The sequence below is a fragment of the Acinetobacter sp. YH12049 genome (assembly GCF_013419875.1).
In the GTDB taxonomy this organism is placed as follows: domain Bacteria; phylum Pseudomonadota; class Gammaproteobacteria; order Pseudomonadales; family Moraxellaceae; genus Acinetobacter; species Acinetobacter amyesii.
In genome coordinates, this window is the sequence record NZ_VOZH01000013.1 from 1 (window position 1) to 12,398 (window position 12,398).

Consider the following 12,398-nt stretch of genomic DNA (forward strand, 5'->3'; position numbering starts at 1 on the left):
CCTTTGTAAGAAATATTTTTGATTGAATGCGTTTCTATCTTTTCTGCAATCTCGCCAACTTTGTATGTCTGACCGTGATACTCAACTCGATGACCTTCTTTGGCCCGAATCAGCCATTTGAAGCGATTCTTGCTCATCGCTCTTAGATGGGCAATTGAGTCACCTTCACGATCAATGATATGAACTTTTGTTTTCTCAACCGGATACTGTTCGATCGTTTTGATTTGTTCTGCGAGTGAATCCAAATGGGTTTTTCGCTCGCTGTATTGTTCACTGAATGTGGAATAACAGCCTGATGCGTCAGATAGCGTTTGAGCCAATGGTGCAATGGGAAGCCCCGATGCCGCATCAACCAGTAGACTGCTTTGCAGTTCATAGCCTGAATCATATTGATGGGTTCTTTGAAGACGCTGAGTTTTATTGTTATGTTTCATATATTGCAGTTGAGACCAATCATGAATAATCAGCGCATAAGGGTGAGAGGATTGATCAATCTGTTCAAATGCAAGTCGCTGTATTGGCTCATTCAATTGCTTGAAAGAGACTTTTTCATTATTGAGAAATCGCCAAACTGCCTGGGTGGTTGCAAAACTGGACTTCTGGGCAGAGGCCATTTCCTTAATTGCAGGGGCAAGTGAAGCAAGAGGATTCATATTAAGCTTTACGAGGGCGTTGTATCGTCTGACGAGACGTGTATCAAGATGGGAGATATTAAATTGAAGAGCATGCTCTTCAATTTAACCCAAAACTTGGGATTTGTGTAGATACCTATGCCCAAAGAGAGAGGGAACTTAAAGAGAATTACTCAGCATCTGCCATCAGATCAGCGCTCATACCTACAGTATTAAAGCCTGCATCAACATACAGAATTTCACCTGTGATACCATTTGCCCAAGGTGAGCAAAGGAACAATGCTGCATTACCGACATCTTCAATGGTAACATTGCGTTTAAGTGGTGCGACTTTTTCATTTAGGTCTAACATTTTACGGAAAGATTTAATCCCTGAAGCCGCTAAGGTACGAATCGGACCTGCTGAAATCGCATTTACACGAATACCTTCAGCACCAAGACTTGTTGCCAAATAACGTACGCCTGCTTCTAGTGACGCTTTTGCCATGCCCATAACGTTATAGTTTGGCATTACGCGTTCAGAACCTTGGTAAGTCAGCGTCAATAAGCAACCTTGACGTGCAGCCAATAAAGGTTTTGCCGCACGAGCCATCGCAATAAAACTATATGCGCTGATGTCGTGAGCAATTTTAAAACCTTCACGGTCGGTAATATCAGTGAAATCGCCATCTAAAGTATGCGCTGGTGCAAAACCAATTGAATGCACAACACCGTCTAGACCATCCCAATGTTTAGCAAGTTCAGCAAAAGCGGTATCAATTTCAGCGTCCACTGCGACATCACATGGGAAAACTAAAGTTGAACCAAATTGTTCAGCAAAATCATCTACACGTTTTTTTAATTTTTCGTTTGGATAAGTAAAAGCCAGTTCTGCACCTTCGCGATGTAAAGCTTGCGCAATACCAAATGCGATTGATAACTTACTTGCAATACCCGCGATTAAAAAGCGTTTGCCAGCCAATAGTCCTTGTGCCATGTAAAACTCACTCAAAATAATTTAACAGCATAATGCCAAGTCTAAAGCATTTTAGAAATTGCATAATGCGCCTTTTTTTAGAAAACCATCATTGTATAAACAATGTGGAGAAAACCTGATTCAATCAAGCAGCGTCAATATTTGTTGCCGCTTAAGCGTCCAAATGCAATGCTTGTAATGAATTTCTCCATAAGATCTGTGCAATCTCAGATTCAGTACGGTTTAAGCTCTGAGCCAAACCCAGCAATACATAGGGCAAATTGACCGGCGTATTACGAGTACGCCCTTCCGTCGAATGCTGACAACATAAGGGTGTCATATCGGGACAGTCGGTTTCTAAGACCAAATGTGCCGCCCCTAAAGTCTGAACCACTTGATGTAATTTTTTTGCATTGGGATTGGTGATTTGCCCCGTTACACCAATTTTAAAACCTAGCTTGGTAAATGCCTTCGCTTCTTCAACACCACCACTAAATGCATGTGCGATACCACCGAGCTTAAATTGATGCTTTTTCAACATCGAAAGCACCTCCGCATGGGATTTTCGAATATGCAGCAATATTGGTTTATCAAACTGCTGTGCTAACTCAAGTTGTGCGGAAAAATACTGCTGCTGCTTTTGAAAAAGTTCAGGCTGCTTATGCTGTTTCAAAAAGGTATCTAAACCTATTTCACCCACAGCAACACAATCATGCTGCTTTAGCATCTGTTCCACATCGAACAAATGTTCTGTACGGTGTTGCTCAATATAAAACGGATGTAAGCCGGGAGCTAAATAGCTTGTTGGAACATTGGATAAACGAGCTAAAAACTCTTGGGTATGCAGCAAATCTTGAAAACGTGACTGTACAAAACCAATCAATACCAACGCATCGACACCCGCCTGTTTGGCAGCATACGCCAACTGTTCCCGATCAGCGTCAAAATCGGGAACATCAAAATGCGTATGCGTATCAAACAGTGAGTAAGTCATTGAACTAATTAATTTGCTTTTGCGGCTGAGGCTTCAACAGCTTCAACTACTGGTAGATATTGCTTTTTCAAGATACTTTGCAATTGATCATACGGAATGGTCAAACGTGGTAAACCCGCCACATATGGCCCAATTTCATATTCGGCATATTGCAAAATTAGACCTTGCTGACTTAGATAAAAGTTATCAGACAGTTTAAATTTCCAAATCTGTTCATATTCTTGAACATTGTCCGCCAACTTGGCATCTTTCACCCAAGTTTTAAAGACTTCATAGCCCAGCTTTTCAAGTTTAGTACGTTGATTGGGCAGCAATATGTCATTGAGCTGTACCAATTTTTGAGTGCTTAAATCGAAGTTATAATATTGCTGTGCAGAAGAACCATGCGCCCCACCTAAATATGAGCTGGTATTTAAAACCACTGTTGCCAAGGGTTTTTCAGCATTCAATATTTTAGGTTTAATCATCAAACTGATTTGCTGATTGGCGCTTAAAGATTTCAACTCTTTATCTAAATTTAAAAATGCTTGCATATAAGGCTGCGTGGCTTTTTCCAATTTTAATTTGGGCGTTTCAACCTTTGCCAAAGCAGATTTTGCTTCAGACGCTGCAGGTACTTCACTTGCAGCGGGAGCATCAGTACTCAGCGTTTTATCTTCTAAAGGCGATACAGATAGAATTTCACCTAACTGTTTTAGAATTTCCGCATCAATCAATTCATCAATAAAGGCTTGATTACTGTTTAAGCGTTCAACTGAAATTTCAGGGCAGACTCCGCCATCACATTCAGGTAAATTCAGTTGTAATTTTTCCGCATCACCAATCAGTTTTGCACTCAAATCTGGCTGTTCAGTTTTGGCTTGATCCGGCTTTTTTTCAGGTTCAGCTTGTTGTGGCTGACACGCCGTGAATGCAACAGAAACTGCCAATATTGAGCTTGCCCAAATTTTATTTTTTTGCACCATTGCTTCAACCTTTCATTTCGAATAATTGATATTTATCTCGGTAAATATCTCATCAAATTAAATACTTTCGTTGTTTAGAACATATGCTGATAAACGTCAGCTTTCAATACTTGTTGTGTTTGCGCTTTGCTGAGATAAATATCCAGTTGTTTACTATCTTTGACAATTTCATCTGTACGGTAATGCAAACCGACACCTTCTTGATCAAAGAACCAATCTGCTTGGCCCCAATAGAGTTTTTTCGGTGCCGATTTTTTGACATCTACCTCTTGTTCATCTAACCATTTGCTATAGGCTTGCTGCACAATAGCATCCATATTTTGCTGTTGCTTTGCATCAATAATATCTAAAGGTTTAAGATTCTTTTTCGCACGGCGGTCTGCCACAAAAAAATAATAACGCTCTTTGACCGTGATATTTTCCTGTTTGGTATCAACACCGATTTGCAGTAACACATACTGATTCCGTTGATATGGAACTCGTGTGTACATGGCCAATTCATAGGCTTTATTGGTTTTAAACTCTGCTTGCCAAGCATCTGATTTTTTCACATATGCATCGACAGCTTGTTGGAGATTCATATTTTGCTTTAATGCAATCTGATCTTGTACGACGCTGGCCTGATTCTTTTCAATCCAGCCATTCAACCATGTATCTACGGTCTGAATGGTTTGTATCTCTAAATCAATACAACTTTTATTTTCACAAAACGGTTTGGCAATTTTTGCGGCTTGCTCTTGGATATTTAAATAGAGCAAAACATCAGGATTGATTACGGCCGCTTCAGAAGCACCACCGTCGGCCGGCTTTGTCGCTTTGTTTTCTTTTCCTGAATCACATGCACTGAGCAGCAAAACACTCCCCAAAAGTGCAAAAACTGTAGCATCCTTGAATATTTTCATGATGTCCTAAACGACCAAATGATTGCGTAATGTATGGATTTAAAAACTCTACCACAAAATAAAACAGCTTCACGAAGAAGCTGTTTTATTTCTGTAAAAGAACAACTTAGTGTTCACGTGTATTACGGAACACGATATCCGGATAACGTTCTTGCATTAACTGTAAATTCACACGACTTGGTGCAAGATAAGTTAAATGACCACCGCCATCGACAGACAATTGGTCGTGTGCTTTTTTCTTAAATTCGTTGAATTTTTTCTCGTCATCACACGATACCCAACGTACGGTATTGATGCTTACAGGCTCGTAAATACAATCAACTTTGTATTCTTCTTTCAGCCGATACGCCACCACTTCAAACTGAAGCACCCCCACAGCACCCACGATTAAATCGTTACTGTTTTGCGGCATAAAGACCTGAGTTGCACCTTCTTCTGAAAGTTCTTTTAAGCCTTTTTGTAGCTGTTTTGACTTCAAAGGATCTTTTAAACGCACGCGACGGAACATTTCAGGGGCGAAGTGAGGAATACCGGTAAAGTGTAAATCTTCACCCGAAGTGAAAGTATCACCGATTTGAATCGTACCATGGTTATGCAAACCGATAATGTCGCCCGGCCATGCTTCTTCAAGGTGCTGACGGTCACCAGCAAGGAACGTTAAAGCATCACTAATACGCACATCTTTACCTAGACGCACATGTTTCATTTTCAAGCCTTTTTCATACTTACCTGAACAGATACGCATGAATGCAATACGGTCACGGTGTTTTGGATCCATATTGGCTTGAATTTTAAAGACGAAACCTGTGAAGCCTTCTTCAGTCGCTTCAACTTTGCGGTCTTGCGTCGGATGTGCTTTAGGTTCAGGCGCATATTGACTAAATGCATCCAAAACATGGTCTACACCAAAGTTACCGAGTGCCGTACCAAACAGGACTGGCGTTTGACGGCCTGCCAAAAATTCATCACGGTCTAAAGGTTCATTGGCCATTTGAACCAGTTCCAACGACTCTTCAAATGCAGCCCAAGCGAGATCGCCAACTTTTTCACGCAAATCTGCATAGTCATAACCATCACGGACTTCAATATCCGTAATGGTTGAACCGAAACCTGCCTTATAAACGTAGAATTTTTCTTCAAGTAGGTTAAATACACCCGCAAAGTCACGACCTGTACCCAGTGGCCAAGTAATCGGAACACATTTAATTTTTAATACGTTTTCGATTTCATCAAGTAGTTCTAATGGCTCACGAATTTCACGGTCCATTTTGTTGACGAATGAAATAATCGGCGTGTCGCGCATACGACACACTTCCATCAATTTGATCGTACGATCTTCGACACCTTTTGCACCATCAATCACCATAAGTGCAGAGTCAACGGCAGTTAATGTACGGTAGGTATCTTCAGAAAAGTCTTCATGCCCTGGGGTGTCGAGCAAGTTAATCATCTTGTCTTTAAACGGGAACTGCATAACCGAAGTGGTGATCGAAATCCCACGTTCTTTTTCCATTTCCATCCAGTCAGACGTTGCCGCACGATCAGATTTACGGCTTTTTACCATACCTGCAACCTGAATCGCCTGTCCCCATAACAACAGTTTTTCTGTCATTGTGGTTTTACCGGCATCGGGGTGGGAAATAATAGCGAAAGTACGTCGCTGAGCGACCTGTGTCGCTAATTCTTCTTTAAAACTCATGAAAGACACCTACTGCAAAACTCGCAGTGCAAAAGATCAGATCTGATCAATATGGAAAATTGGCGATATTGTATCAGATTGACCATTAAAAATAATCAACCACATCGGGTTGAGTCAAAATCTTAGCGTGGCGTGTCTTGATGTTTTACATTGGATGACGACCTGTTTTTATCGACGATATAACGTATTCCACTGTCTTTTTTCTATACTCATTGGCAATGCGATAAGACTACAAATGACTTTATTCAACTTTCGCTTTCATGCTTTCTTCAAGCTGTGTCACTGGCATCGGCATTCCTAACAAATATCCTTGCAACTGTTGGCAACCTAAACGTTTTAAAATTTCTGCTTGTTGTTCTGTCTCTACACCTTCTGCAGTGACCGTTAAACCCAGTCGAATTGCCAAGTGAATAATACTTTCTAAAATAATTTCTTCTTTAGAACCGACGCTCAAATTGCGGATAAACTCACGGTCAATTTTCAGTTCATCTACAGGCAGTTCTTTTAAATACAAGAAACTTGAATGTCCCGTTCCAAAGTCATCAATCGCAACTTTAATCCCCATCTGTCTCAAATGTTCAAAAGTCACGATACTGGCATCGATATGATGCATCGCTGTTGACTCGGTAATTTCAATAATTAAGTTTGACGGGTTAATTTCATACCGTGCAAAAAGCGACTCTAAGGTACTAAATAAATGTTTATGTTCAAACTGAATGGCCGATAAATTGACTGCAATTGGATACAGCGGCATATTCAGCTTTTCCCAGTGCTGAATTTGCTTACAGGCTTCTTCAAGCGCCCAATAGCCCATGGCAATAATCAGTCCAGTTTTTTCAGCGCCATTGATAAACTTATTTGGCGTCAGCATACCTAAAGTTGGATGATTCCAACGAATTAAGGCCTCTACCCCACAAATTTCACGATCAGCGGCATTGAATTTTGGCTGATAAAATAAAATAAACTGCTGCTCTTCTACCGCTTTATACAAATCATTGATCAGTTTCGTCTGACTTTTTTCTTCAAATTGGTCGGCGGTATAATTAAAGAATGAATAGGTATTACGCCCTTGATACTTCGAACTCAACATTGCAGTGTCTGCATTGATCAGCAGATCTTGCAAGTTCGCACCATGTTCTGGGTACATCGCAATACCAATACTGCCTGAAATATTGATTTCCTTACCTGCAATCAAGAAGCTTTCTTGCATCAATTCCAATATTTTTTCAGACATTGCTGTAGCGGAGTCATTGCTTGCCGACTCAAGCACAATCAGAAACTCATCGCCACCGATTCGTAGTAATTTGGCTTGATCATCGATTAAACGATGAATACGTGTGGCAATTTGAATCAGCAGTTGATCACCGACATGGTGTCCAAACACATCATTTACCGCTTTAAAACGGTCAATATCAATATAAATAAAAGCAATTTTATCTTGTCTTAAGCGATGCTCAGTAAATAGAAAATGTGCATATTCAGCCAAAAACAATCGATTAGGTAAACGGGTCAAATTGTCCTGTACCGTTTGATTGGCCAGTTCTCGATTTGCGCACATCAACTGCAAACTACGATGCTCTAAACGTTGCTCTAGTACTGCAACGCTAAAGGCTGCCATCAACAATAAACTGGTGACAAATAAGACAATAAACAGCAATAAATTGTGATTAATTTGAGCCGCGACCAATACATCCATCGAGTTTAGCGGTACAAAATCTACAGCCGCCATACCAATATAATGCATAGCGACAATGCTAAAAGTCAGCATGACCGCAACAAAGGCATTCATGATGTTACGTTTAGACGAATACTTATTTTTAAATGTCAGCCAAAATGCTAAACCTGAACCACAAATCGCGACCAAAATCGAACAGATAACAATTAAAGGTTCGTAGCGTTGTTCATAGCCCTGAACGGCTAAACTCAGCATGCCGGTATAATGCATGCCGGAAATGCCAAGGCCCATTAACACGGAGCCTAAAATTAAACGCGGAAAAGGTAAGGTCGGACGAGTGGTCAGCCACACTGCAAAAGTGGATGCAACAAAGGCGATAAAATAGGAAGTTAGGGGCAGACTGGTATCAAAACTATGATTTGAAGGCAAATGGCTGGCCATCATGCCTACAAAATGCATGCACCAGATCGCAGCACCTAAAATTGCGCCACTGAATAATAAAATGACATTTTCATATCTTGGTCGTGTTCCACGGAACAACATTTGTTCGAGTGAAACAGCTAAGTAACAACTTAATAATGCAACTACGATTGAACCAACGACCAGATTGTAATCATAATGAATATGGGTCATATCAAGCGTTCCGCTTAGGTTATCGTGGCACTTTCTTTAACCGAATTACCCAATCTATCTCTTCCCTTTAACTTGTTACATTTTCAATTACTTACTTATTTTCTCTTAGAATCTATTAGTCTACGGTAATGGTCAAGTCTTTCTTTCAAGATTTTAAGCAACTGATTAATTTAAAAAAATAAAGCTTGATGAAGTTCACTAAAACTTAAACTTTTGATAAAAATTGCATCAGGTGTTTATTATTTTAGAACAGTTTCTAATCATAATAAAATGAATAAGTTAGAATCATTTATAGATTGCTTTCTAGATTTAAATCGAACACCGCCCTACTCACAAAAAAATAGCGAGCCGTAGCTCGCTATTTCTCAATGGATAAATTCATCTTTTCTGTCAAAAACTCAAGCAATCATCTCAATGTTATTTATGGATGAATTACTTACTTTTTGGCTGTTGTTGTATGCGTTTTGCCTTGTAATTTGGCATAGTCCATTAGCACGTTTGCTGCTTCCGTCACAAAGACTTCTTCTTCAGGCAGTGCTGGACGTTGGTTTGCCTTCATTTTTGCACGTGCCTCCACCAATGCATCCATAGACGCTTGGTAGCTTTCCCAGTTGGCATAAGGTTTTTGACCCACCACTTTACGACGCTGATTTTCAGCATCCAAAGACTTTTGCTCTAGTGCCAACAGCTCGGCTTTACGCTTCGCTAAGTCAAGCACCACACGCTTTTGCTCTTCTGTCTTTTTCGCAATCGCAGTACGTTGCTCTAAATATTTAAATTGCGGATCAATGCTGACACGTTGCTGAGATGACTTAATCAAATCGGGAACATAGGCTTGGATCGAGCCTTCACGTTTAAACGGTGCTGTAGGAATGGTATCCCACTGTAAAGCATTTTTCGCTTTACGTTCACCAAACTCTTCATTGTAAATATCAACCAACTTAATATCAGGCACGACCCCTTTATTTTGGGTACTGCCGCCAGTCACGCGGTAAAATTTACGTTGCGTTAAGGTTGCTTGACCATAGGCTAAAGAGTCAAGTTGTACCTGCGCTGTTCCTTTACCCGTTGTGGTGCTACCAATCACCACACCACGTTCATAGTCTTGAATCGCAGCAGAATAAATTTCACTCGCAGACGCCGAAGCCAAGTTAATCAATACTGCCAATGGACCTGCATAAGTTTGCGCGCCCCCATCATCATCTTCAAACACGCTGACATTGCCATTGCCATCACGGATTTGCACCACTGGACCTGATTTAATCACTTGACCAAGCATACGTGCCACTTCTTCAAGTGAGCCACCAGGGTTGTTACGTAAGTCAATGATGATACCCTCAACATTTTGAGCATCTAAAGTTTTTAAGGCTTTATTGGTATCTTCTGACACAGAACGGTAGTCTGTACCTGCACGACGTGCACGATAGTTCAAGTAAAACGATGGAATTTCAATTACACCGAACTTATGTTTTTTGCCATCACGCTCAATTTCAGCGGTACGTGAACGCACGCCTGCATCTTCTTCTTGAATCACATCACGTACAATTGTGACATTTCGCGCTTGATTCATGGACGCACCAGCACCCAATAAACGTAGAGTCACTTTGGTGCCACGTTTACCACGAATCAGTCCGACAATTTCATTACTCGGCCAACCGATCACATCCACCATTTTGTCGCCATCTTGGGCAACACCAACGATACGATCGCCTGACTTGACTTGTCCTGATTTGCTAGCAGGACCACCTTCCACAATCGTCTCGATTTTGGTGTAGTCTTCATTACCACGTTCAGGACGGATCGATACCCCAATCCCTTCCAATTGCAGCGTGGTTTGACGGTTCAATTCCATCACATCTACAGGTGGAAAGTAATTACTGTGCGGATCATACGTCAGCATCATGGCATTCAGAGTTTTATCAAGCACATCATCGCTTTTTAAACGACTAATCCGCTCTAACTGACGTGTATAACGCTTGGTTAAAGTCTGTACAGGTGTTAAGTCTTCAGGACCTGTTAAGTCTTGACCATTTGCCAGTGTTGGGTCATCTTTCAACGCTTTTTGTTTGGCTTTCTCTTCTTCTTTGCTGATGGTTAAGTTGATCAGCTGAGAGACCAACATTTTATTCCAATGCGCACGCTGTTCTTCTGTCGATTTAAAGAATGGCGCTTTTTCACGATCGGTTTCGATGTAGCTATTCGGTTGATTTAAATTTTGTGGCTTTTTCAGCTCTTCCAACATATAGGTGTAGAACTGTTTTAGGCGCTCACGATATTGCGCATGGATGGCATACGGCCCTGTTAAATTGCCTGCTTTAAGGTTTGCACCAAAAGTTGAGCCATAACGTTTTTTATAATTTTCAATGTCCGATGCCAAGAACAACGTATGTTCAGCGTCTAAACTATCAATATAAAAATCTAAAATACGGTTAGACGTATTGGCATCTAAACGCTGATTTAAATAGTGTTGACGGTCTACCAATGTTGCAAGCTGACGTGAGACCAAGGCTTGTTCTTGAGTGGGTTGAATGGTACCCGCGCTCACTGCTTCTGTATTATTGGCAGCAATTGCGTCATTCACCACATGAGTGAAAAAGAATCCACCTGTCGCAATCGCAACGGCACAAGCTAATGTTTGAAGTTTCATAAATAATTTGTACTTCCTTGGTATTAAGACCAATATTACCGTGTTGGTTTTCGACCTGAATTGAATAGATTCAAAATCTTAAACAACTTAATATGTTTATGTCGTGTAGTTTTATCATATTCTCTGCTGACAAAGTGTAGCAAATCATTGCAGAATTCAGGTATTGTTTTTCCTTAAAAATTCCAACACGGACACCGAATATGATTGGCGCATTAATGCTCGACATTGCTGGCACAGAACTTACCCAAGAAGATATTGAACTATTACAGGCACCACAAGTTGGCGGCATGATTTTATTTGGTCGCAACATTGAATCTCCTGAACAAGTTCGTGCCCTGACCGACCATATGCGTCAAATTCGTCCTGATATTTTAATTGCCGTCGATCAAGAAGGTGGTCGTGTACAACGCTTAAAGCAAGGCTTCACACTCCTACCAGCTATGGGTAAGTTTGGAGAACTTTACTTAACTGAACCTGAAAAAGCAGTTGAACTGGCTGAACAATGTGGCTGGTTGATGGCGGCTGAAGTCCTTGCGGTCGGGATCGATTTCAGTTTTGCACCAGTGCTGGACTTAAATGATGTCAGTGATGTGATTGGTGACCGTGGTTTTGCCAAAAATATGCAAGACATCATTCCACTTGCAAGTGCCTTCCTAAAAGGCATGAAACGTGCTGGAATGGCATCTACAGGTAAGCATTTCCCAGGCCATGGCTCGGTGAAAGCAGACTCACATGTTGCTGCTGCTATTGACCATCGTAGTTATGAAGAGATCTACCAAAAAGACATGCAAAGCTTTATTCAACTGCAACCACAGCTTGATGCCTTAATGCCTGCGCATGTGATTTATGAAAATATTGATCCTAATCCTGCTGGATTTTCACCGTATTGGATTCAGAAAGTCTTACGTCAAGAGCTCCAATTTGATGGCGTTTTATTCTCCGATGATTTAAGCATGCAAGCCGCTTGTGTCGCTGGCGGCGCAGATGCTCGTATCCAAGCAGCATTAAATGCAGGTTGTGATATGGGCCTCGTGTGTAATAACCGTGAATCTGCATGCATTGCGCTGGATGGCATTCAAAACTTGGCTCTCCCAAATCAAGAACGCCTAGAACGTATGCGCGGTAAAATCCCACAGATTGAGATTGGACAAAGCATTGAACTCGGGGCGGACTGGCAAAACGTGCGTAACCGTATTGTGGATTTTAAAAATCAATATTGCTAATCCAAGACTTTCAAAATTCTAGAAAATGGAGCACGACAAGGTGCTCCTTTTTGATTTATGATGAAGTCAAAAT

Annotated in this window: 8 protein-coding genes and 1 pseudogene; 1 reads left to right on the forward strand and 8 read right to left on the reverse strand. The window is 41.0% G+C overall.

Going from position 1 to position 12,398, the window contains the following annotated elements:
• From FTU05_RS07325 to FTU05_RS07360, 8 genes and pseudogenes are all read right to left on the reverse strand, one after another.
• Positions 1 to 653: pseudogene (locus FTU05_RS07325) on the reverse strand (transposase); the annotation flags it as partial.
• A 148-nt stretch (positions 654 to 801) separates the two neighbouring features.
• Positions 802 to 1,608 carry an enoyl-ACP reductase gene (locus FTU05_RS07330; protein ID WP_078189642.1) on the reverse strand — a complete coding sequence of 269 codons (807 nt, stop codon included), beginning with the start codon at positions 1,606 to 1,608 and terminating at the stop codon, positions 802 to 804.
• Positions 1,609 to 1,759: 151 nt separating this feature from the next.
• Complete coding sequence (locus tag FTU05_RS07335) at positions 1,760 to 2,581, reverse strand: TatD family hydrolase (RefSeq protein WP_180164779.1); 822 nt, start codon at positions 2,579 to 2,581, stop codon at positions 1,760 to 1,762.
• A gap of 8 nt (positions 2,582 to 2,589) precedes the next feature.
• On the reverse strand, positions 2,590 to 3,546 hold the full coding sequence (locus FTU05_RS07340) for an RsiV family protein (protein WP_180164780.1): 957 nt from the start codon (positions 3,544 to 3,546) through the stop codon (positions 2,590 to 2,592).
• A 74-nt stretch (positions 3,547 to 3,620) separates the two neighbouring features.
• Entirely contained in the window at positions 3,621 to 4,448 is an 828-nt protein-coding gene (locus FTU05_RS07345) for a hypothetical protein (RefSeq protein WP_180164781.1), read from the reverse strand.
• Between the two features lie 106 nt (positions 4,449 to 4,554).
• Positions 4,555 to 6,147, reverse strand: a complete 1,593-nt coding sequence (locus tag FTU05_RS07350) for a peptide chain release factor 3 (protein ID WP_078189646.1) — start codon at positions 6,145 to 6,147, stop codon at positions 4,555 to 4,557.
• Between the two features lie 241 nt (positions 6,148 to 6,388).
• A complete protein-coding gene (locus tag FTU05_RS07355) occupies positions 6,389 to 8,455 on the reverse strand; it encodes an EAL domain-containing protein (protein WP_180164782.1) in 2,067 nt (688 codons plus the stop codon).
• Between the two features lie 436 nt (positions 8,456 to 8,891).
• A complete protein-coding gene (locus tag FTU05_RS07360; protein WP_180164783.1) occupies positions 8,892 to 11,102 on the reverse strand; it encodes a carboxy terminal-processing peptidase in 2,211 nt (736 codons plus the stop codon).
• A gap of 200 nt (positions 11,103 to 11,302) precedes the next feature.
• On the opposite strand from FTU05_RS07360, the gene nagZ reads away from it, so the two are divergent.
• Positions 11,303 to 12,325: a beta-N-acetylhexosaminidase gene (gene nagZ, locus FTU05_RS07365; protein ID WP_180034909.1), complete on the forward strand. Its 1,023-nt coding sequence runs from the start codon at positions 11,303 to 11,305 to the stop codon at positions 12,323 to 12,325.
• The last annotated feature ends 73 nt before the right edge of the window (positions 12,326 to 12,398 follow it).

Coding starts and splice junctions, on each gene's coding strand:
- FTU05_RS07330 (WP_078189642.1), bottom strand. CDS start 1,608: ATGGCACAAGGACTATTGGCTGGCAAACGCTTTTTAATCGCGGGTATT.
- FTU05_RS07335 (WP_180164779.1), bottom strand. CDS start 2,581: ATGACTTACTCACTGTTTGATACGCATACGCATTTTGATGTTCCCGAT.
- FTU05_RS07340 (WP_180164780.1), bottom strand. CDS start 3,546: ATGGTGCAAAAAAATAAAATTTGGGCAAGCTCAATATTGGCAGTTTCT.
- FTU05_RS07345 (WP_180164781.1), bottom strand. CDS start 4,448: ATGAAAATATTCAAGGATGCTACAGTTTTTGCACTTTTGGGGAGTGTT.
- FTU05_RS07350 (WP_078189646.1), bottom strand. CDS start 6,147: ATGAGTTTTAAAGAAGAATTAGCGACACAGGTCGCTCAGCGACGTACT.
- FTU05_RS07355 (WP_180164782.1), bottom strand. CDS start 8,455: ATGACCCATATTCATTATGATTACAATCTGGTCGTTGGTTCAATCGTA.
- FTU05_RS07360 (WP_180164783.1), bottom strand. CDS start 11,102: ATGAAACTTCAAACATTAGCTTGTGCCGTTGCGATTGCGACAGGTGGA.
- nagZ (WP_180034909.1), top strand. CDS start 11,303: ATGATTGGCGCATTAATGCTCGACATTGCTGGCACAGAACTTACCCAA.